Raw genomic sequence first — 20,064 nt, 5'->3', positions numbered from 1 at the left:
GTGCCCCTACCGTAGAGGCATGACACAGCGGATCGTCGTGATCGGGGGCGGGGTGGGCGGCGCCCGCTTCGTGAAGGGGGTGCGCGAGCACGTGCGGCGCGAGGGTCTCGACGCCCGCATCGACGTGGTGGTCAACACGGCGGACGACTGGTGGGTGTCGGGCCTGCGCATCGCCCCCGATCACGACAGCATCCTCTACGCCCTCGCGGGTGTGAACGACGCCGAGCGCGGCTGGGGTCGCGCGGGCGAGACCGAGCGCGTCTCGGCCGAGCTGGCGGCGTGGGGCACGGCGCCCGAGTGGTTCACGCTCGGCGACTTCGACCTCGGCACGCACATCGCGCGCACGGCATGGCTGCGCGGCGGCGCGACGGTGTCGGAGGTGTACCGGCGCCTCGGCGCGCGGTGGGAGCTGGGCGCCACGCTCCACCCCGCCACCGACGACGAGATCGACACGCACGTGCTCCTCGAGGGCGGCGGATCGATCCACTTCCAGGAGTGGTGGGTGCGCCACCGCGCCCAGCTGCCCGCGACCGGCTTCGTGCAGCACGGCATCGAACTCGCCCAGCCGGCGGCGGGCGCGCTCGGCGCGATCGAGCTGGCCGACGTCATCCTCTTCGCCCCGTCCAACCCGGTCGTCTCGATCGGTCCGATCGTCGCGGTGCGGGGCCTGCGCGAGGCGCTGCGCGGGGCCGCCGCCCCGATCGTCGGGGTGTCGGGCATCATCGGCGGATCGGTCGTGCGCGGCATGGCGGACGCGTGCCTGGCGGCCATCGGCGTCGAGACCTCGGCCGCCGCGGTCGCGCGCCACTACGGCGCGCGCGGCGCGGGCGGACTGCTCGACGGCTGGCTCGTGGCCGAGGAGGACGCCGCCGCCGTGCCGTCGATCCGCGACGTCGGCATCGAGACCCGCGCGGTCCCCCTCTGGATGCGCGACGCCGACACCTCGGCCCGCCTCGCCGACGACGCTCTGTCCCTCGCCGCCGAGCTGGTCTGACTCAGCGCCGCCGCTGGCACCCCGGGCAGTAGTGGCTCGAGCGATTGGCGAACGCGACGCGCACGATCGCCCTACCGCAGCGCGGGCACGGCTGGCCCGTGCGGCCGTAGGCGTTGAGGCTGTGGGCGAAATAGCCGGCCTCGCCGTTGACGTTGACGTACTGCGCGTCGAAGCTCGTGCCGCCCTCGGCCAGCGCCTTGCGCAGCACGGCCCGCACCTCGGCCAGCAGCCGGTTCGCCGCGCGGGTCGACAGCGCCGACGCGGGCGTCTCGGGGTGCAGGCGCGCCGCCCACAGCGCCTCGTCGGCGTAGATGTTGCCGATGCCGCTCACCACGGCCTGATCCAGCAGCACGCGCTTGATCGCCGACGCCTTGCGCGCCAGCGTCCGGCGGAACCCGGCGTCGTCGAAGGCCGGATCGAGGGGATCGCGCGCGATGTGCGCGGCCTGCGCGGGCACGAGCGGCGCGGCGTCGCCGAAGCCGCCCGGCGCGCCGTCGGGCGTGGGGACGAGCGGATCGATCGCGAGGGATCCGAAGGTGCGCTGATCCGCGAAGACGATCGCGAGCTCGCCGTGCTCGGGGTGCGCGATCGCGAAGCGCACGCGCTCGTGGCGCTCGGCCGGCGCGCCGGGCGCGCGCAGCAGCATCTGCCCGCTCATGCCGAGGTGCACCATGAGTGCCTCGGGACCGGCAGCGGCCGCGTCGGCGAGCGGCAGCCACAGGAACTTGCCGCGGCGGGCGGCGCCGAGGATGCCGCGCCCGGCCAGGCGCGCCTCGAAGTCCGCCGCCGTGCCGGCGTGGCGGGTCAGCGCGCGGGGGTCGAAGACCTCGACGCCGAGGATCGTCGCCGCGGTGACGGCGGGCGCGAGGCCGGATCGGACGACCTCGACCTCGGGCAGCTCAGGCACGGGCCGGGGCGTCCTGCGCGTCCTGCCACAGCCGCAGCGCGGCGGCCATCTCGGCCTGCTTCTTGCTGACGCCCTGCCCGCTCGCCTCGCGGTCGCCCACGCGCACGATGGCGGTGAAGCGGCGGTCGTGGGCCGGGCCCTCGGCGGTGACCTCGTAGGCGGGCGGCGCCACGCCGAGCCGAGCGGCGAGCTCCTGCACGGCCGTCTTCGGGTCGCCGACGGCGCCGTAGCGGTCGGGGTCGTCCACGAGCGGCGTGATCAGCCGCTGCACGAGCGCGAGCGCGGCCGTGCGGCCGGCCGAGAGGTACGCGGCGCCGAAGATCGCCTCGGTGGCGTCGGCCAGGATCGAGTCCTTGTCGCGCCCGCCCGTGCGCTCCTCGCCGCGCCCCAGCTTGATGTGCGCGCCGAGTCCGAGCTCGCGCGCGACGGCCGCCAGCGCGACCATCGACACGACGCCCGCGCGGCGACGCGACAGCGTGCCCTCGGCGTCGTTCGGGAAGCGCTCGTAGAGCATCGACGTCACGGCGAGGCTCAGCACCGAGTCGCCGAGGAACTCGAGGCGCTCGTTGTGCGGGATGCCGCCGTGCTCGAACGCGTACGAGCGGTGCGTCAGGGCCAAATCGAGAAGCTCGGCGTCGATGTCGACGCCGAGCTTCTCGATCAGAGACCTGTGAGTCTGGATCTCCGTCACGTGACGGGGATCAGACGTCGGCGACCTTGCGGCCCTTGTACTCCAGGAACAGCTCGGTGCCCTGCGAGTCCGTCACGACCTTGGCCTGGTGGGGACGGCTGTAGACGACCTTGCCGTTCTCGACGGTCTTGACGAGGGGGGTCGCCTCGGCCTTCCACTGCGCGCGACGCGAGCGCGTGTTGGAACGGGAGACCTTCCGCTTCGGGGGGTTACCTGCCATGACTGACTCTCTTCTGTGCTCGGGGCGGCGCCTTAACGCGCCGAACCATTCGGGTCGGTGAATTCCTGGAGCGCAGCCCACCGGGGATCGACCGGTTCCTGCTGTGCTGCACCGGAGCTCTCCGCCAGACGCTCACCCGTGATCGGGTCGAGCCCGGGGCAATCCGGCTGGCACACCGGCTGGAATGGAAGCGCGAGGACAATGGCGTCTCTGACCAGATTTTCAAGATCCACGTGGTCGTCTTGAACTTCGAAGTCAGCCGCTTCCTGACCAGGGTACTCGAAAAGCTCCTGGAATTCGACTTCGACGCGCTCCGCGAGGTCGCGCAGGCAGCGCCCGCACACGCCCTCATAGACGGTCTCGACGTCGCCCGTGACGAGGATCCCCTCGTGCACCGACTCGAGACGCACGTCGAGATCGAGCTCGCGCCCCTTCTCCACCGTGACGATCCCCTCACCCCAGCGCGCGGGCGCGGGCACGACGAGGTGATGCTCCCGCATCTCGCCGGGCTTGCGGACGATGTCGCGCGCGGGCAGCACGAAGGGTCCGGACAGTCGCGTCTTCACCCATCCATCCTACCGGCGACGGGCGGACCCAGGGCCGGTCAGAACTCGCTCGACGTCGCCTGCACGAGGTAGCGGGCCACCGGGCCGGGCACATACGGCGACACGTCGCCGCCGAGGCCGGCCACCTGCCGCACGAGCGAGCTGGAGACGACCGAGTTGGCCGGATCGGCGAGCAGGAAGACCGTCTCGACGGCGGCGAGGTGGTTGTTCACGACCGCCATCGGCGTCTCGTAGATGACATCGGCCTGCGTGCGGATGCCCTTCACGAGCACGCCCGCACCCACCTCCTGCGCGTAGTCGACGAGCAGGCCCACGCTCCACGAGCCGATCACGATGTCGCCGGCGATGCCCGCGTCCTGGATCGACTCCTCCAGCAGGGCAAGGCGCTGCGCGATCGGCAGCATCGCCTCCTTGTCGGGGTTGTGCACCACGAGCACGTGCAGCTGGTCGTAGAGGTGCGCCGCCCGGCGGATCACGTCGAGATGTCCGAGGGTCGGCGGATCGAACGATCCGGGCACGACGGCGATCCGGCTGCTCATGACCCTCAGCCTACTGGCACGCGCCGGGTTCCCGGCGGCGAGGCACCGGCAGGCGTCACGCCTTGGACAGGGCCGCGCGCTCCTGCTGCGTCACCCGACGGCGCAGCGCGTCGGCGAGCCCCGGGTGGGCATCCAGCAGCGGATCCGCCTCGAGGATCGCCTCGGCGGCCCCGCGCGCCCGCGCGATGAGCCCGGCGTCCTTGATCACGCGCAGCAGCCGCAGCGACGAGCGGACGCCGGACTGCGCGTCGCCGAGCACGTCGCCCTCGCCGCGCAGCTCGAGGTCGACCTCGGCCAGCTCGAAGCCGTCGAGCGTAGCGGCGACCGCCTCGACCCGGGCGCGGGCGGGCGTCTCGGGCGGGGCCTCGGTGACGAGCAGGCACAGGCCCGGCACTCCCCCGCGGCCCACGCGACCGCGCAGCTGGTGCAGCTGCGAGACGCCGAAGCGGTCGGCGTCGAGGATGATCATGGTCGACGCGTTCGGCACGTCCACCCCCACCTCGATCACGGTGGTGGCCACGAGCACGTCGATGTCGCCCGCGGCGAAGGACTGCATGATGCGATCCTTCTCCTCGCCGGGCATCTTGCCGTGCAGCGTCGCGATGCGCAGGCGCCCCACGCGCGGGTGCGTCGCAAGCAGCTCCGCCAGCTGCACGACGCCCCAGCGCGGCCCGGTCTGCTCGCCCTCCACGGGCGGCGCGAGCGCGTCCGGATCGTCCTCGACGGCGGCGGCGCCCTTCGCCTCGAGGTCGATGGCGGGGCACACGACGAACACCTGGTGGCCCTTGTCGACCTCCTCGGCCGCCCGCTCCCACACGCGCCCGAACCACGCCGGCTTCTCGCCGACGGGCGCGACGAAGGTCTCGATGCCCGCGCGCCCGGCCGGCATGGTCCGGATCGTCGACACGTCGAGATCGCCGAACACCGTCATCGCCACAGTGCGCGGGATCGGCGTGGCGGTGAGCACGAGGGCGTGCGGCGTCGTGCCCTTCGCCCGCAGCGTCTCGCGCTGCTCCACGCCGAAGCGGTGCTGCTCGTCCACCACGACGAGGCCCAGGTCGGCGAAGGTCGTGTTCTCGCTCAGCAGGGCGTGCGTGCCGACGACGATGAGCGCCTGCCCCGACGCGACCCGCAAGGCGGCCTTGCGGCGCTCGGCCGCGCCCATCTGGCCCGTCAGCAGCGTGGGCATGAGGTGCGGCGCGAGCTCGGGACCGAGCATGCGCGTGATGGAGCGCAGGTGCTGCGCCGCGAGCACCTCGGTGGGCGCGATGAGCGCCGACTGACCGCCCGATTCGGCCACCTGCAGCATGGCCCGCAGCGCGACGAGCGTCTTGCCCGAGCCGACCTCGCCCTGCACGAGCCGGTTCATCGGCCAGTCCGCCACGAGATCGGCCGCGATGCTCTGCCCCACCGAGACCTGATCGGGCGTCCGCTCGAACGGCAGGGCCGCGTCGAAGCGCTCGAGCAGCCCGCCGGGGGTCGCCGGGCGGCGCGTGGCCGACATCATCCGCACGAACTGCCGCTGCTGGGCCAGCGCCGTCTGCAGCACGAGCGCCTCGTGCATGCGCAGCGTGTGCCGCGCCACGTGCGCCTGCTCCTCGGTGGCGGGGCGGTGCACGAACTCCAGCGCCTCGCGCGCCGTGAGCAGCGACTCGCGGAAGCGCAGCTCGTCGGGGATCGGATCGGGGATCTCGCCGAGCCCGTCCAGGACGATCGCCATCGCCTTCTGGATGTCCCAGCTCGGCATGGCGGCGGTGGCCGGGTACAGCGGCACGGGCTGCTTGGCCCACTCCTCGGCCCGGAGGGCGTCGTCGCCCTCCTCGAACAGCTGGAAGTTGGGGTGCGAGAACTGCAGCCGCCCCTGGTACCAGCCGACCTTGCCCGAGAAGACGCCGCGGCTGCCGACGGCGAGCTGGTTCTCGCGCCAGGGCTGGTTGAAGAACGTCAGGCTCGCCTGCCCGCGGCCGTCGCTGATGACGACCTCGAGGATGCTGCCGCGGCGGTTGCGCATGGGCCGCTTGTTCACGGCGACGACCTCGGCGACGATCGTGACGGTCTCGCCCTCGACAAGCCCGCTGATGGGCGTCAGCTCGCCACGCAGCGCGTAGCGGCGCGGGTAGTGCGCCACGAGGTCGCCGACGTTCTCCATGCCGAACGCCTTCTTCAGCCCGCCCGCTTCCTTCGCCGGCAGGGCGCCCGCGAGCGGCGTGTCGAGCGTGAAGGGCATGCGCCGAGTCTAAGACGGGTCCCCGACAGCGGCCCCTCGCCCGAGGCGAGGCTCCGCGGCGCGTCAACTATCGTGATCGGGTGACGAGGATCATCGCCGGGGCGGCCGGGGGCGTGCGGCTGGACGTGCCCGACGCGGGCACGCGGCCCACGAGCGACCGGGTGCGGGAATCGCTCTTCGGCGCGCTCGAGACGACGGGCCTGCTCGAGGGCACCTCGGTCGTCGACCTGTACGCGGGATCGGGGGCACTCGGTCTCGAGGCGCTCAGCCGGGGCGCCGCCGCCGTCGACCTCGTCGAGCGGGCACCGCGCGCGGCGCAGGTCGTGCGCGCCAACGCGGCCCGCGTCGCGAAGGCCGCCGGCCGCGAGGCCGCGGTGCATCAGTCGGCCGTGCAGGCGTTCCTGCGCGGCGCGCGCCGCACCTACGACCTCGCCTTCCTCGACCCGCCCTACGACCTCGCGGACGAGACGGTGGCGGAGGATCTGCGCCTGCTCGCTCCCCTGCTCGCGCCCGACGCGATCGTCGTCGTCGAGCGCGCCTCCCGATCCGCGCCGCCCGATTGGGCCGCCGCCGGGCTCGCGCCGCTGCGCGATCGTGCCTACGGCGACACGGCCCTGTGGTGGGGCGAGCCGCCGCAGGCCTGAGCGCCCGCGATCACTCCGGCCGCACGCGCACGACGACCTTGCCGCGGCCCTTGCCACGGCCGATCCGCGCGACGGCCTCGGCGGCCCGCTCGAGCGGGAGCTCGGCGTCGATCGCGGGCCGCACCTCGCCCGCGTCGGCGTGGGCGGCGAGGGTCTCGAGGCCCGCCGACGTCTCGGACGACGTGAGCATGACGAGGCGCTGCCGCGTGAACGGGTCGAGCATCGCGGCGCGGATCGCGCGGCCGAGCCCGCCCATCGGCGCGCCCTCGGGCTCGGCGCCGACGATCACGAGCGCCCCGCGCGGCGCGAGGGCGCGGCGCAGCGCGCGCAGGGGCCGGTGCCCGCCGGTGTCGATGATCGCGTCGAACGGACCGCGCGCGAGCGGATCCTCCGCGGTGTAGTCGACCACCTCGTCCGCCCCGACCGCCGCGACGAGGTCGGTCTTCGCCGCGCTGCACGCCCCGACGACCGCGGCCCCTGCGGCCTTCGCCAGCTGCACGGCCAGGTGCCCCACGCCGCCCGCCGCGCCGAGCACGAGCACCCGGTGGCCGGGCGCGACGCGCGCCGACCGCAGCGCCGAGAGCGCCGTGCTGCCCGAGACGACGAGCGCCGCCGCCTCGGCGAACGTCAGGCTGTCGGGCTTGCGTGCGAGCCGGTCGCGGCGCACGACCGCGTACTCGGCGAGGCCGCCGTCGCCCACGCGCGCGCTGCCGAAGACCGCGTCGCCCACGGCCAGGTCGGTCACGCCCGCGCCCACGGCGTGCACGCGGCCGGCCACCTCCATGCCGAGCACCCGCTCGCCCTTCAGCGGCATCGCCAGGCGCACCGGCGCGGGCCGGCCCTCCAGCAGGTGCACCGTGCCCGCCTCGATCCCGGTCGCGACGACCGCGACCGCCACCTCGCCCTCGCCCGCGGCGGGCTCGGCCCGCTCCGCGAGCCTCAGCACCTCCGGACCGCCGTAGCCGCCCTGCACCATCGCCCTCATGCCGCTTCCCTTCGGCCGGTCACTGCTGCTCGGGGTACGAGAACACCTCGTCGAGCCGCGCGCCGAGGGCGCGGGCGATGAGGAACGCGACCTCGAGCGAGGGCGAGTAGCGCCCCTGCTCGATCGCGATGAGGGTCTGGCGGGTCACGCCGACGCGCTGCGCCAGCTCGGCCTGCGTCATCTCGCCGGCCTCGAACCGCAGGCGGCGGATGCTGTTGGTCACCTTCGTGGGCTTCACCATCGCGGATCGAACTCCCCGCGGTAGCAGATCACGCGCGCGGCGCCGCCGACGATGGCGGACGGGAAGAAGCCGAGGAAGATCGCATTGGCGATCCAGAACGCGTGCTGCTCGAGCATCGCGAGCGCCAGCGCGCCGAGCGCAACCGCGACGACGAGTGCCGACCCCACCCGCTCCCCCAGCCGGGCGATCGCGATGTCGCGCTCGTCCGGCTTCGGGCTCTCGGGGTCGGTGAAGACGCGGAACACGGCGTTCAGCACGATCGCGGCCACCACCGAGCCGGCGATCGTCCAGATCATCGGCCACGCGAACGGCCGCTCGACGAGCGGCGCCTCCGGCCCGGCGAACAGCAGCACGAGATAGACCGGATAGCCAACGAGCGCGAGCGCGAGGCCGATCCACGCGCTGCGCTCCTCCGGTGCCGTCGACGAGGCCATGGGGCCACCTCCGTGATGTAAAGAATTCCTGACACGCTCAACGTAAAGCGCTGCCGACATGGTGTCAAGGATTATTTACACGCGGATCAGCGGGCCCCGGACTCCTCCCGCGCGCCGATGCGGCGCGAGCGCAGGTCGACGAGCCCGACGACGAGGGCGAGGACCATGCAGGCCGCGACGATGATGAGGCCGTGCATGTAGGCGTCGCGGTACACCGTGCCGCGGGGCTCGCTGTCGGTCTCGCCGAACACGGTCGCATAGAACAGCGACAGCGCCACGGCCATGCCGATCGCCGAGCCCACGCGCTGCACCAGCTGGCCGACGGATCCCGCCAGCCCGCCCTGGACGGGCGGCACCTCGGCCAGGGTGAGCGTCTGGTTCGGCGAGATCACGAAGCCGCCGCCGATGCCGCCCAGCAGCAGCGCGGCCGCCGAGAGCCACGGCACGGCCGCCGCGGGCGCGAACGCCGCCACGAGCGCGAGCCCGCCCACGCCGAGCAGCACGAGCGTGAGGCCGATCACGACGAGCGGGCGCCCGAGGCGGCCCACGAGGCGGCCGCCGATCACGGAGGTCGCGGCGCTCGCGAGCGCGAAGCCGATCGTCGTCAGGCCCGCCGCCATCGCGCCGACGCCGAGCCCCGTCTGCAGGTAGAGCGTCGTGATGATGAACATCGACGGCATGCCGGCGAAGTACGCCGTCATCAGCAGCGTGCCGTTGCGGTAGGACGGGATGCGCAGCAGCCCGAGCGGCACGAGGGGCGCGCCGCCGCCGCGCTCGTAGCGCCGCTCCCACCACACGAACGCCACGATGGCGGGCGCGAAGATCGCCAGTGCCCACCAGCGAGCCGGATCGTCGGTCGGCTCGCCCGTCGTGAACAGGAACGGCAGCATCAGCGCGATCACGGCGACGCCGAACAGCACGATGCCGACGGGGTCGAGCGAGATCCGGCCCCGGCGCTCCGGCTTGAGGTCGGGCAGCGCCCACAGCGCGAGGACCACGGCGGCAAGGCCCAGGGGCACGTTCATCCAGAAGATGCCGCGCCAGCCGTCGTCGCCGCCGCCCAGCTCGACGAACACGCCGCCGATGACGGGGCCGAGCGCGGTGCCCAGGCCGATGGTCGCGCCGAGCAGGCCGAACGCCATGCCGCGCTCGCGCCCCGTGAACACGCGCTGCAGCACGCCCATCACCTGCGGCATCTGGATGCCCGCGGCCACGCCCTGCGCGATGCGCGCGGCGATGAGCAGCTCGGCCGTCGGCGCGAGCGCGCACGCGGCGCTCGTGATCGCGTACAGCACGAGCCCGATGACGAACAGGCGGCGCGGCGACAGCTGGTCGCCCAGGCGCCCCATCGGCACGAGCAGCAGGCCGAAGGCCAGCACGAAGCCCGACACGATGAGCTGCAGCTCGGTGGAGCCGGCTCCCAGAACCTCGCGGATCGCGGGCAGCGCCACGTTGACCTTCGACATGTCGAGGATCGTGAGGGCGGCGACCGCCGCGCACACCACGAACGCGCGCCAGCGGTGCGGCACCGCCCCGGGGGCGTGCCCGCTCTGCGCGCTCACCACGGCAGCAGCGGATCCACGGCGACGGCGATGAAAACCAGCGTGAGGTACGTGATCGAGGCGTGGAACACCCGCATCGGGCCCACGTTCTCGCCCTTCACGGTGAGGTTGTAGAGGCGGTGCGACTCGTACACGAACCAGCCGCCGAACACGAGCGCCGACACCGTGTAGACGATCCCCATGCCACCGACGGGGATGAGCAGCAGCGAGCAGGCCAGCGTCGCCCACGCGTAGAGGATGATCTGCAGGCCCACCTGCGTGCCCGAGCGCGTGGCGCCGAGCATCGGCACGTCGGTCTCCTCGTAGTCGGCCGCGTACTTGATCGACAGCGGCCAGTAGTGCGCCGGCGTCCACAGGAACACGAGCGCGAAGAGCACCAGCGGCGGCCAGTCGAGCGAGCCCGTCACGGCCGCCCACCCGATGAGCACGGGGAAGCAGCCGGCGATCCCGCCCCACACGATGTTCTGCTCGGTGCGGCGCTTGAGGATCATCGTGTAGATGACGACGTAGAAGAAGATCGCGAACGCCGACAGCGCGGCCGTCAGCGGGTTCGTGAACGCGAGGAACCACACGGTGGACCCGATCGCGAGCGTCCACGCGAAGATCAGCGCGGCGCGCGGGGTCACCTCACCCGTGACGATCGGCCGGTTCTTCGTGCGCCGCATGTGCGCATCGATGTCGCGGTCGATGTACATGTTGAACGCCGCCGCCGACCCGGCGCTCGCCGACCCGCCGATGACGGTCGCGAGCACGAGCCACAGGTTGGGCACGCCGTCGGCGGCGAGGAACATCACGGGGATCGTCGAGACGAGCAGCAGCTCCAGCACGCGCGGCTTGGTCAGCGCGACGTACGCGCGGATCTTCCGCCCCAGGCTCGAGCGCGCGGTGCCCCCGTCGGTGGTGCGCGGATCGGGAACGGTCGTGGTCATCGCCCCTCGTCCCCTCGCTTCACACCGGCACAGACCGCCTCAGTCTACGGCATGAGGATGCTGTGAGCCCGCTCCACGGCCCCTTCGGCAGGCGCGGCGGGCGGCCCCGCGCCGGCGTGGACCATACCCTCCGAGCGCGGCCCGGTCGAGGGCGGATCCGCGGGGTCTCCCGCTCGCTATGCTGGCCTTGAAACGCGCGCCCGTGCGCCGCCGCCGTGGGTACACGACGGCCCCGGATCATGCGCGGGCGCTCCACCCAGACGAAAGGCGGTCCCGTGTCGGAACTGCGTTGGGACGAGATCGATCGACGGGCCGTTGACACGGCGCGCGTGCTGGCCGCGGACGCGGTGGAGAAGGTCGGCAACGGCCATCCCGGCACCGCGATGAGCCTGGCCCCCGCCGCGTACCTGCTCTACCAGCGGGTGATGCGCCACGATCCGAGCGAGACGCGCTGGCCCGGGCGCGACCGGTTCATCCTGTCGGCCGGCCACTCCTCGCTGACGCAGTACGTGCAGCTGTACCTCGGCGGCTTCGGGCTCGAGCTCGACGACCTCAAGGCGCTGCGCACGTGGGGCTCGAAGACCCCGGGGCACCCGGAGCTCGGGCACACGGACGGCGTCGAGATCACGACCGGCCCGCTCGGGCAGGGCCTGGCCTCGTCGGTCGGCTTCGCCTACGCGGCGCGCTACGAGCGCGGCCTGTTCGACCCCGAGGCGCCGGCCGGCGAGAGCCCGTTCGACCACTTCGTGTACGTGATCGCCTCGGACGGCGACATGCAGGAGGGCGTGACGAACGAGGCCTCCTCGCTCGCGGGCCACCAGCAGCTCGGCAACCTCGTCGTGCTCTACGACGCGAACCAGATCTCGATCGAGGACGACACGGACGTCGCCTTCACCGAGGACGTCGCGGCGCGCTACGAGGCGCTCGGCTGGCACGTGCAGACGGTGGACTGGAAGAAGACCGGCGAGTACTCCGAGGACGTCCACGAGCTGCACCGCGCGATCGAGGCGGCGAAGGCCGAGACGTCCAAGCCGTCGCTCATCGTGCTCAAGACGATCATCGGCTGGCCCTCCCCCGGCAAGCAGAACACCGGCAAGATCCACGGCTCGGCGCTCGGCGCCGACGAGCTGCGCGCCACGAAGGAGGTGCTCGGCTTCGATCCCGAGCAGCACTTCGTCGTCGCCGACGACGTGCTCGCCCACACCCGCGCCCTGAAGGAGCGCGGCCGGGCCGAGCGCGAGGCGTGGCAGGAGCGCTTCGACGCGTGGGCCGAGGCCAACCCCGAGCGCAAGGCGCTGTGGGACCGGCTGGCGACCGGCGAGCTGCCCGACGGCCTCGAGGACGCCCTGCCGGTGTTCGAGGCCGGCAAGGCCGTGGCCACCCGCGCCGCGTCCGGCCAGGTCATCAACGCCATCGCCGACGTCATGCCCGAGCTGTGGGGCGGATCGGCCGACCTCGCCGAGTCGAACCTCACCACCATCAAGAGTGCGGCATCGTTCATCCCCGAGGAGTGGTCGACGCACGAGTGGTCGGGCAACCCCTACGGCCGCGTGATGCACTTCGGCATCCGCGAGCACGCCATGGCCGCGATCGTAAACGGCATCGTGCTGCACGGACCCACCCGCGCATTCGGCGGCACGTTCCTGCAGTTCGCCGACTACATGCGCCCGGCCGTGCGACTGGCCTCGCTCATGGGCATCCCCAGCGTGTACGTGTGGACGCACGACTCGATCGCGCTCGGCGAGGACGGCCCCACGCACCAGCCGATCGAGCACCTCGCGGCGCTGCGCGCGATCCCCGGCCTCGCCGTCGTGCGCCCCGCCGACGCCAACGAGACGTCGTACGCCTGGTACGAGATCCTGAAGCGCCGCGGCGGCCCCGCCGGCATCGCGCTCACCCGCCAGGGCGTGCCGACGTTCGACCGCTCCGAGTTCGCCCCCGCCTCGCTCGTGTCCAAGGGCGCGTACGTGCTCGCCGACGCGCCGGACGGCGAGCCCGACGTCATCCTCATCGGCACCGGATCCGAGGTGCAGGTGGCCGTGGCCGCCCGCGAGCAGCTGGCTGCCGAAGGCGTGAACGCCCGCGTCGTATCGGCCCCGTGCCTCGAGTGGTTCGCCGAGCAGGACGAGGAGTACCGCGAGAGCGTGCTGCCGTCGTCGGTGAGGGCGCGCGTGTCGGTCGAGGCCGGCATCGCGATGCCGTGGCACGCCATCGTCGGCGACGCCGGGCGCTCGGTCTCGATCGAGCACTATGGCGCCTCGGCCGACTACCAGACCCTGTACGAGAAGTTCGGCATCACCGCCGAGGCCGTCGCCCAGGCGGCACGCGAGTCCATCGAGGAGTCGAAGTGAGCACCACACCCACCGCACAGCTCGCCGCCGCCGGCGTCAGCATCTGGCTCGACGACCTCTCGCGCCAGCGCATCCAGAGCGGCAACCTGCAGCAGCTGATCGAGACGCGCAACGTGACGGGCGTCACGACGAACCCGACGATCTTCGCCGGCGCGCTCGCGAACGGCGAGGCCTACGACGCGCAGGTCACGCAGCTGGCCGCCGCCGGCGCCAGCGTGGACGAGGCGATCTTCACGATCACCACCGACGACGTGCGCTCGGCGTGCGACGTGTTCGCCCCCGTCTTCCAGGAGACCGGCGGCGTCGACGGCCGCGTGTCGATCGAGGTCTCCCCCGAGCTCGCGAACGACACCGAGGGCACCATCGCGCAGGCGCGCGACCTCGCCGACCGCGTGGGTCGCCCGAACGCGCTCATCAAGATCCCCGCGACGAAGGCGGGCCTGCCCGCCATCACCGAGGTGATCGGATCGGGCATCAGCGTGAACGTGACGCTGATCTTCTCGCTCGAGCGCTACGGCGAGGTCATCGACGCCTACCTCGCCGGCCTCGAGAAGGCCCGCGACGCCGGCATCGACCTCTCGACGATCCAGTCGGTGGCGTCGTTCTTCGTCTCGCGCGTGGACACCGAGGTCGACAAGCGCCTCGCCGCGCTCGAGTCGCCCGACGCCGCCGCGCTCAAGTCGAAGGCCGGCGTGGCGAACGCCCGCCTGGCGTTCGAGCTCTACGAGCAGCGCTTCGCCGAGGAGCGCGCGACGAGCCTCGTCGCGGCCGGCGCCAACGTGCAGCGCCCGCTGTGGGCCTCCACCGGCGTGAAGGACCCGGCGCTGCCCGACACCCTGTACGTCACGGAGCTCGTGGCGCCCGGCACCGTCAACACCATGCCGGAGAAGACGCTCGAGGCGACCTTCGACCACGCCGTGATCGCGGGCGACACCGTCACGGGCGCCTACTCGGACGCGCACGCCGTCATGGACGCGCTCGCCTCGGTGGGCATCGACTTCGACGACGTCACCCAGGTGCTCGAGGACGAGGGCGTGCAGAAGTTCGTCGCCTCCTGGCAGGAGCTGCAGGCCACCGTCGACGCGGCCCTGAAGGGGGCCTCCGCGTGACCTTCTCGATCCACGTCTCCGGCGCCGCCGAGGCGGCGGTGGAGCGCACGCTCCCCACGCTCGTCGCGGATCTCGTGGCCTCCGGCATCACCGGCGGCGACCCGACCCTGTGGGGCCCCGAGGCCGAGTCCGAGTCCGCCAAGCGGCTCGGCTGGGTGAACGCCGTGTCGGTGTCGCGCCCGCTCGTCCCCGAGATCCTCGCCCTGCGCGAGGAGCTGAACGCGAAGGGCGTCGACCGCATCGTGCTGGCCGGCATGGGCGGCTCGTCGCTCGCGCCCGAGGTGATCGCCCAGACCGCGGGCGTCGAGCTGACGATCCTCGACTCGACGGCCCCCGGCCAGGTGCTCGCCGCCCTCGACGGCGGCCTCGAGCGCACGGCGCTCGTGGTGTCGTCGAAGTCGGGCTCCACGGTCGAGACCGACTCGCAGCGCCGCGCCTTCGAGGCGGGGTTCCGCGACCTCGGCATCGACCCCGCCGAGCGGATCGTCGTCGTCACCGATCCGGGATCGCCGCTGGACGAGTCGGCGCGCGCCGCCGGCTACCGCGTCTTCAACGCCGACCCCACCGTGGGCGGCCGCTACTCCGCCCTCACCGCCTTCGGCCTCGTGCCGTCAGGCCTCGCGGGCGCCGACATCGCCGAGCTGCTCGACGAGGCCGAGGCCATCTCGCTGCAGGTGGCGATCGACTCCCCCGACAACCCGGCGCTCGTGCTGGGCGCCGCGATCGCGGCGACCGAGCCGCGGCGCGACAAGATGGCGCTCGTCACCGACGGCACGCACATCGTGGGCCTGCCGGACTGGATCGAGCAGCTCGTCGCCGAGTCGACCGGAAAGCAGGGCACGGGCATCCTGCCCGTCGTGCTGCTGCCCGTCTCCCCCGAGCTCGAGTCGCGCCCCGCCGACCTGCAGGTCGTGCGGATCGTCGACGACGCGCGCGAGTCGGCTCACCGATTCCCCGACGAGATCCTCGTGAGCGGCACCCTCGGCGCGCAGTTCGTCGTGTGGGAGTACGCCACGGCGATCGCCGGCCGCCTGCTCGGCATCAACCCGTTCGACCAGCCCGACGTCGAGTCGGCCAAGGTCGCCGCGCGCGGCCTGCTGGACGCCCGACCCGAGCGCGCCGCCCCGGCCTTCACCGAGCAGGGCATCGAGGTGCGCGTGACCGACCCGGCCCTGGCCGCGTCCGGCACGATCGCGGGCGTGCTCGACGCGCTGTGGGCCGCGCTGCCCGAGGACGGCTACGTGGCGATCCAGGCCTACGTGAACCGCCTGGAGCTGCCGCAGCTGCAGGGCCTGCGCGAGATGGTCGCGGCCGACTCGGGCCGCCCCACCACCTTCGGATGGGGACCGCGCTTCCTGCACTCGACCGGCCAGTACCACAAGGGCGGACCCGCGCAGGGCGTGTTCCTGCAGATCACGGAGCGCACCGAGACCGACGTCGAGATCCCCGGGCGGCCGTTCACATTCGGCCAGCTCATCGAGGCCCAGGCCAGCGGCGACGCCGCGGTGCTCGCCGAGCACGGCCGGCCCGTCGTCACGCTGACCCTCGTGGATCCGCAGGCCGACGTGCTCTCGCTCTACGAAGCAGCCCAGTAGGACCGGAGGCACATGACCGTGCAGATCTCGCGCGGCGTCAACCCGCTGCGCGACCCCGATGACCTCCGTCTGAACCGGATCGCGGGCCCCAGCGCGCTCGTCATCTTCGGCGTCACAGGCGACCTGTCGCGCAAGAAGCTGATGCCCGCCGTGTACGACCTCGCCAACCGCGGCCTGCTGCCCCCGGGTTTCGCGCTCGTGGGCTTCGCGCGCCGCGACTGGGCCGACGAGGACTTCGCCGAGGTCGTGCACGACGCCGTCAAGCAGCACGCGCGCACGGAGTTCCGCGAGGAGACGTGGCAGCAGCTGGCCGCGGGCATCCGCTTCGTGCAGGGCGAGTTCGACGACGACGAGGCGTTCGAGCGCCTGCGCGAGACCGTCGATCGGCTCGACGCCGAGCGCGGCAGCATGGGCAACCACGCGTTCTACCTGTCGATCCCGCCGAGGGCCTTCCCCACCGTGGCGCAGCAGCTGCTGCGCTCGGGCCTGGTCGACGACGAGCCCGACCCCACGCGCTGGCGTCGGGTCGTCATCGAGAAGCCGTTCGGGCACGACCTCGCCTCGGCGCGGGCGCTGAACGACGCGCTCGAGGCGGCGTTCCCCGCCGACTCGATCTTCCGGATCGACCACTACCTCGGCAAGGAGACGGTCCAGAACATCCTGGCCCTGCGCTTCGCCAACGAGCTGTTCGAGCCGATCTGGAACCGCAACCACATCGACCACGTGCAGATCACGATGGCCGAGGACATCGGCGTGGGCGGCCGTGCCGGCTACTATGACGGCGTCGGCGCGGCGCGCGACGTCATCCAGAACCACCTGCTGCAGCTGCTCGCGCTCACGGCGATGGAGGAGCCCATCAGCCTCTCGGCCGAGCATCTGCGGGCCGAGAAGGAGAAGGTGCTGGCGGCCGTGCGGCTGCCGGAGGACCTCTCGCTCGCCACGGCGCGCGGCCAGTACGCGGGCGGATGGCAGGGCGGCGAGCAGGTGCGCGGCTTCCTCGACGAGGAGGGGATGAACCCCGACTCGCGCTCGGAGACGTACGCGGCCATCAAGCTCGAGATCGGCACCCGCCGCTGGGCCGACGTGCCGTTCTACCTGCGCACGGGCAAGCGCCTGGGCCGCCGGGTGACCGAGATCGCCGTCGTGTTCAAGCGCGCCCCCGAGCACCTGTTCGCGCGCGCGCAGGCGGCCGAGCTCGGCCAGAACGCGCTCGTCATCCGCGTGCAGCCGGACGAGGGCGTGACGATCCGCTTCGGATCGAAGGTGCCGGGCACGGGCACGCACGTGCGCGACGTGACGATGGACTTCGGCTACGGCCACGCGTTCACCGAGGCGAGCCCCGAGGCGTACGAGCGCCTCATCCTCGACGTGCTGCTCGGCGACCCGCCCCTGTTCCCGCGGCACGAGGAGGTCGAGCTCTCGTGGCGCATCCTCGATCCCGTCGAGCAGTACTGGGCGAGCCTCGACGAGCCGCTCGAGCAGTACCAGCCCGGTTCGTGGGGACCGGCCTCGGCCGATGAGATGATGGCCCGCGATGGCCGGGTCTGGAGGCGCCCGTGATCTACGACCTGCCCGACACCACGGTGAGCACGGTCGCCAAGCGGCTGGTCACCGTCCGCGAGGAGGGCGGCGCCGTCGCCCTGGGCCGCGTGCTGACGCTCGTGATCGAGTGCCGCACGCGACCGCGCGAGGCGGCGATCGACGCGGCCAACGACGCGTCGCGCGAGCACCCGATGCGCGTCATCGTGCTCGTGCGCACGCCCGACGGACCGACGCGCCTCGACGCCCAGATCCGCGTGGGCGGCGACGCCGGCGCGAGCGAGGTGGTCATCCTGCACGCGTCCGGCGACACCGCGCGCGACACCGACGGTCTCGTCACGGGCCTGCTGCTGCCCGACGCGCCCGTCGTGGCCTGGTGGCCCGACGAGCCGCCCGCGTCGCCCGGCACCGATCCGCTGGGGCGGATCGCGCAGCGCCGCATCACCGACACGTCCACGGCGCCGTACACGACCGAGCGCCTCACGACGCTCGAGCGCACGTACACCCCCGGCGACACCGATCTCGCCTGGACGCGGCTGACCCGCTGGCGCGAGCAGCTCGCGGCCGTGCTGGATCAGCCGCCGTACGAGCCCGTCACGGCGGTCGAGGTGCGCGGCGCGTCGACGTCGCCGTCCACGGCGCTGCTGGCGGCGTGGCTCGGCATGGCGCTCGACCTGCCGGTGACGTGGGCGTACGAGGACCCCGCCGAGTGGGACCACGGCATCCACTCCGTGCGGCTCACGCGCGCGAGCGGCGACATCCTGCTCGAGCGCAAGGACCAGGCGGTCGCGCTGCTCACGCAGCCCGGCCAGCCCGACCACGAGCTGCTGCTGCCGCGCCGCTCGCTGCGGGAGTGCCTGGCCGAGGAGCTGCGCCGCCTCGACGCCGATGTGCTCTACGGCCGCGTGCTCACGGAAGGCTGGGAGCGCCTCGCTCCCCCGCTCTCGTCCGAGGAGGTGGCCCGATGAGCCCCGATCCCAGCGCCATCCGCGTCGTGGTGGAGCCCGACAAGCAGACCCTCGCCGACAGCGTGGCCACGCGCTTCGTCGGCAAGATGGTGCAGCTGACGCAGTCGCAGGGCGTCGTGCACATCTCGCTGACGGGCGGATCGATGGGCTCGGCCGTGCTGGAGCGCGTCGCCGCGCACGCCGGCGCCGGCATGATCGACTGGACGCGCGTGCACTTCTGGTGGAGCGACGAGCGGTTCCTGCCGCGCGACGACGACGAGCGCAACGCGCTGCAGGCGCGGCGCGCGCTGCTGGATGTGCTCGACATCCCGCGCGAGAACATCCACGAGGCCGCCGCCGCGGGCGAGGGCGTGGGGCTCGACGAGGCCGCCGAGGCGTACGCCGCCGAGCTCGCGCGCTTCGGCGACGAGCAGCGCCCGTGGCCCATGTTCGACGTGTGCTTCCTGGGTGTCGGCCCCGACGGCCACATCGCGTCGCTGTTCCCCGACCGCGGCGAGGTGCGCGTGACCGACCGCTCGGTGCTGCCGGTGCGCGACTCGCCGAAGCCCCCGCCGGAGCGCATCACCTTCACGCGGCCCGTGATCAACTCGTCGGTGCGCGTGTGGATGGTCGTCTCGGGCCCCGACAAGGCCCCCGCGCTCGGCCTGGTGCTGGCGGGAGCGAGCTACCTCAGCGTGCCGGCCGCCGGTGCGTACGGCACGGCGCGCACGGCGATCTTCGTCGACCAGGACGCCGCCGCCGAGGTGCCTGAGGACCTCATCGATCCTGACTATTGAGACGCGCCCGCTCGGTTCGGCGACCCCGTCGGTTGCTGAACGGAGCGAGCGAAGCGAGCGCAGATGAAGCGACCACAGCAACTCCCGCTCGTTGGCTGGTGAGAGTTGCGGTGGTCGCTTCATCTTCGCGGCCTGCGGCCGCTTCGTTCAGCAACCGGGGTGTTTCACCCCGCTTCTGTTACTCGCCGCGGCGCTCGCGGAGCTTCTGGAGCGCCTCGGCCAGCAGTTCGTCCGCCTCGGCGTCGGTGCGGCGCTCCTTCACGTACGCGAGGTGCGTCTTGTAGGGCTCGTTCTTCGCCACCTGCGGCGGGTTGTCCTTGTCGCGCCCGGCGGGCAGACCCGAGTTCGGGTGGTCGATGATCTCGGGGATCTCGGCCTCGGGGAGCCCGGCCGCGAAGTAGCGGACGGTCTCGTTGCCCAGCGCGTCCCAGTAGCTGACGGCGATCCGGTCGGCCTGGTGCCCGTGGTCCTGCTCGCCCATCGGGCCGGATCCCACGCGCGTGCCGCGGATCGCGTTCCCCCCGACCGCCACGTCAGATCACCTGGAACTTCGTGATCAGACCGAGGCCGACGATGGCGAGGAACCAGACCAGCGCCACCACGACGGTGATGATGTTGAGGTTCCGCTCGGCGACGCCCGACGAGCCCACGGCCTGGCCCATGCCGCCGCCGAACATGTCGGACAGCCCTCCGCCGCGGCCGCGGTGGAGCAGGATGAAGAACGTCAGGATGAGGCTGGTGAGGCCCAGCAGGACCTGCAGAATGAACTCGAGTACGACCACAGCGA

At 72.7% G+C, this 20,064-nt stretch carries 21 protein-coding genes; 8 read left to right on the top strand and 13 right to left on the bottom strand.

All coding sequences use genetic code 11. From position 1 onward, the window contains the following. Window positions 1–19: 19 nt before the first annotated feature. A complete protein-coding gene (gene cofD, locus ACYVJ0_RS00415; RefSeq protein WP_460815269.1) occupies window positions 20–994 on the top strand; it encodes a 2-phospho-L-lactate transferase in 975 nt (324 codons plus the stop codon). 1 nt (window position 995) lies between these two features. Here the strand turns inward: cofD and mutM are convergent, their stop codons facing one another. The 6 genes from mutM to ACYVJ0_RS00385 are packed head-to-tail and all read right to left on the bottom strand — an operon-like array spanning window position 996 to window position 6,144. Beyond that, on the bottom strand, window positions 996–1,901 hold the full coding sequence (gene mutM, locus ACYVJ0_RS00410; RefSeq protein ID WP_460815267.1) for a bifunctional DNA-formamidopyrimidine glycosylase/DNA-(apurinic or apyrimidinic site) lyase: 906 nt from the start codon (window positions 1,899–1,901) through the stop codon (window positions 996–998). Next, on the bottom strand, window positions 1,894–2,592 hold the full coding sequence (gene rnc / locus ACYVJ0_RS00405; RefSeq protein WP_449854295.1) for a ribonuclease III: 699 nt from the start codon (window positions 2,590–2,592) through the stop codon (window positions 1,894–1,896). The genes mutM and rnc overlap by 8 nt, the downstream gene beginning before the upstream one ends. A gap of 10 nt (window positions 2,593–2,602) precedes the next feature. Further along, complete coding sequence (gene rpmF, locus ACYVJ0_RS00400; RefSeq protein ID WP_248149085.1) at window positions 2,603–2,812, bottom strand: 50S ribosomal protein L32; 210 nt, start codon at window positions 2,810–2,812, stop codon at window positions 2,603–2,605. Between the two features lie 32 nt (window positions 2,813–2,844). Then, a complete protein-coding gene (locus ACYVJ0_RS00395; protein ID WP_460815616.1) occupies window positions 2,845–3,366 on the bottom strand; it encodes a YceD family protein in 522 nt (173 codons plus the stop codon). A 50-nt stretch (window positions 3,367–3,416) separates the two neighbouring features. Beyond that, window positions 3,417–3,917 (bottom strand): pantetheine-phosphate adenylyltransferase, encoded by a 501-nt coding sequence (coaD, locus tag ACYVJ0_RS00390; RefSeq protein ID WP_460815265.1) that lies wholly within the window; start codon window positions 3,915–3,917, stop codon window positions 3,417–3,419. A gap of 55 nt (window positions 3,918–3,972) precedes the next feature. Continuing rightward, complete coding sequence (locus ACYVJ0_RS00385; RefSeq protein WP_460815264.1) at window positions 3,973–6,144, bottom strand: ATP-dependent DNA helicase RecG; 2,172 nt, start codon at window positions 6,142–6,144, stop codon at window positions 3,973–3,975. An 80-nt stretch (window positions 6,145–6,224) separates the two neighbouring features. On the opposite strand from ACYVJ0_RS00385, the gene rsmD reads away from it, so the two are divergent. Then, entirely contained in the window at window positions 6,225–6,788 is a 564-nt protein-coding gene (gene rsmD, locus ACYVJ0_RS00380) for a 16S rRNA (guanine(966)-N(2))-methyltransferase RsmD (RefSeq protein WP_449854298.1), read from the top strand. 10 nt (window positions 6,789–6,798) lie between these two features. Here the strand turns inward: rsmD and ACYVJ0_RS00375 are convergent, their stop codons facing one another. The 5 genes from ACYVJ0_RS00375 to ACYVJ0_RS00355 form a co-directional block, all read right to left on the bottom strand. Continuing rightward, on the bottom strand, window positions 6,799–7,773 hold the full coding sequence (locus ACYVJ0_RS00375; RefSeq protein ID WP_460815262.1) for an NAD(P)-dependent alcohol dehydrogenase: 975 nt from the start codon (window positions 7,771–7,773) through the stop codon (window positions 6,799–6,801). 19 nt (window positions 7,774–7,792) lie between these two features. Next, window positions 7,793–8,014 (bottom strand): helix-turn-helix transcriptional regulator, encoded by a 222-nt coding sequence (locus ACYVJ0_RS00370; RefSeq protein WP_449854300.1) that lies wholly within the window; start codon window positions 8,012–8,014, stop codon window positions 7,793–7,795. Continuing rightward, window positions 8,008–8,448, bottom strand: coding sequence for a hypothetical protein (locus ACYVJ0_RS00365; protein WP_460815260.1), 441 nt, complete (start codon window positions 8,446–8,448; stop codon window positions 8,008–8,010). Before ACYVJ0_RS00365 ends, ACYVJ0_RS00370 begins: the two co-directional genes overlap by 7 nt. A gap of 86 nt (window positions 8,449–8,534) precedes the next feature. Beyond that, window positions 8,535–10,010: an MFS transporter gene (locus tag ACYVJ0_RS00360; RefSeq protein ID WP_449854302.1), complete on the bottom strand. Its 1,476-nt coding sequence runs from the start codon at window positions 10,008–10,010 to the stop codon at window positions 8,535–8,537. Then, window positions 10,007–10,939 carry a heme o synthase gene (locus tag ACYVJ0_RS00355; protein ID WP_460815258.1) on the bottom strand — a complete coding sequence of 311 codons (933 nt, stop codon included), beginning with the start codon at window positions 10,937–10,939 and terminating at the stop codon, window positions 10,007–10,009. Before ACYVJ0_RS00355 ends, ACYVJ0_RS00360 begins: the two co-directional genes overlap by 4 nt. A 275-nt stretch (window positions 10,940–11,214) precedes the next feature. Between ACYVJ0_RS00355 and tkt the strand changes: the two genes are divergently transcribed. The 6 genes from tkt to pgl are packed head-to-tail and all read left to right on the top strand — an operon-like array spanning window position 11,215 to window position 19,277. After that, window positions 11,215–13,290: a transketolase gene (gene tkt, locus ACYVJ0_RS00350; protein WP_460815257.1), complete on the top strand. Its 2,076-nt coding sequence runs from the start codon at window positions 11,215–11,217 to the stop codon at window positions 13,288–13,290. Continuing rightward, complete coding sequence (gene tal, locus ACYVJ0_RS00345; RefSeq protein WP_460815256.1) at window positions 13,287–14,399, top strand: transaldolase; 1,113 nt, start codon at window positions 13,287–13,289, stop codon at window positions 14,397–14,399. Before tkt ends, tal begins: the two co-directional genes overlap by 4 nt. Beyond that, window positions 14,396–15,994 carry a glucose-6-phosphate isomerase gene (locus ACYVJ0_RS00340; RefSeq protein ID WP_449854306.1) on the top strand — a complete coding sequence of 533 codons (1,599 nt, stop codon included), beginning with the start codon at window positions 14,396–14,398 and terminating at the stop codon, window positions 15,992–15,994. The genes tal and ACYVJ0_RS00340 overlap by 4 nt, the downstream gene beginning before the upstream one ends. 12 nt (window positions 15,995–16,006) lie before the next feature. Further along, complete coding sequence (zwf, locus tag ACYVJ0_RS00335) at window positions 16,007–17,554, top strand: glucose-6-phosphate dehydrogenase (RefSeq protein ID WP_460815254.1); 1,548 nt, start codon at window positions 16,007–16,009, stop codon at window positions 17,552–17,554. Then, window positions 17,551–18,501: a glucose-6-phosphate dehydrogenase assembly protein OpcA gene (locus tag ACYVJ0_RS00330; protein ID WP_460815252.1), complete on the top strand. Its 951-nt coding sequence runs from the start codon at window positions 17,551–17,553 to the stop codon at window positions 18,499–18,501. The genes zwf and ACYVJ0_RS00330 overlap by 4 nt, the downstream gene beginning before the upstream one ends. Next, the gene (gene pgl / locus ACYVJ0_RS00325; RefSeq protein WP_460815250.1) at window positions 18,498–19,277 is read left to right on the top strand and encodes a 6-phosphogluconolactonase; all 780 of its coding nucleotides are present in this window, start codon (window positions 18,498–18,500) and stop codon (window positions 19,275–19,277) included. Before ACYVJ0_RS00330 ends, pgl begins: the two co-directional genes overlap by 4 nt. A gap of 178 nt (window positions 19,278–19,455) precedes the next feature. Here pgl and ACYVJ0_RS00320 read toward each other — a convergent pair whose 3' ends face one another. Both ACYVJ0_RS00320 and secG read right to left on the bottom strand, forming a co-directional pair. Next, complete coding sequence (locus ACYVJ0_RS00320) at window positions 19,456–19,809, bottom strand: RNA polymerase-binding protein RbpA (RefSeq protein WP_460815248.1); 354 nt, start codon at window positions 19,807–19,809, stop codon at window positions 19,456–19,458. 1 nt (window position 19,810) lies between these two features. Further along, window positions 19,811–20,059 (bottom strand): preprotein translocase subunit SecG, encoded by a 249-nt coding sequence (gene secG, locus ACYVJ0_RS00315; RefSeq protein ID WP_449854311.1) that lies wholly within the window; start codon window positions 20,057–20,059, stop codon window positions 19,811–19,813. Between the last annotated feature and the right edge of the window lie 5 nt (window positions 20,060–20,064).

This window comes from Microbacterium petrolearium (assembly GCF_054782875.1).
This window is presented reverse-complemented; position numbering and strand designations above follow the sequence as displayed.

Bases quoted from the DNA above. Each gene is read 5' to 3' on its own strand.
- cofD (WP_460815269.1), top strand. From the start codon at position 20: ATGACACAGCGGATCGTCGTGATCGGGGGCGGGGTGGGCGGCGCCCGC.
- ACYVJ0_RS00370 (WP_449854300.1), bottom strand. From the start codon at position 8,014: ATGGTGAAGCCCACGAAGGTGACCAACAGCATCCGCCGCCTGCGGTTC.
- ACYVJ0_RS00355 (WP_460815258.1), bottom strand. From the start codon at position 10,939: ATGACCACGACCGTTCCCGATCCGCGCACCACCGACGGGGGCACCGCG.
- coaD (WP_460815265.1), bottom strand. From the start codon at position 3,917: ATGAGCAGCCGGATCGCCGTCGTGCCCGGATCGTTCGATCCGCCGACC.
- ACYVJ0_RS00385 (WP_460815264.1), bottom strand. From the start codon at position 6,144: ATGCCCTTCACGCTCGACACGCCGCTCGCGGGCGCCCTGCCGGCGAAG.
- pgl (WP_460815250.1), top strand. From the start codon at position 18,498: ATGAGCCCCGATCCCAGCGCCATCCGCGTCGTGGTGGAGCCCGACAAG.
- ACYVJ0_RS00365 (WP_460815260.1), bottom strand. From the start codon at position 8,448: ATGGCCTCGTCGACGGCACCGGAGGAGCGCAGCGCGTGGATCGGCCTC.
- ACYVJ0_RS00375 (WP_460815262.1), bottom strand. From the start codon at position 7,773: ATGAGGGCGATGGTGCAGGGCGGCTACGGCGGTCCGGAGGTGCTGAGG.
- zwf (WP_460815254.1), top strand. From the start codon at position 16,007: ATGACCGTGCAGATCTCGCGCGGCGTCAACCCGCTGCGCGACCCCGAT.
- rpmF (WP_248149085.1), bottom strand. From the start codon at position 2,812: ATGGCAGGTAACCCCCCGAAGCGGAAGGTCTCCCGTTCCAACACGCGC.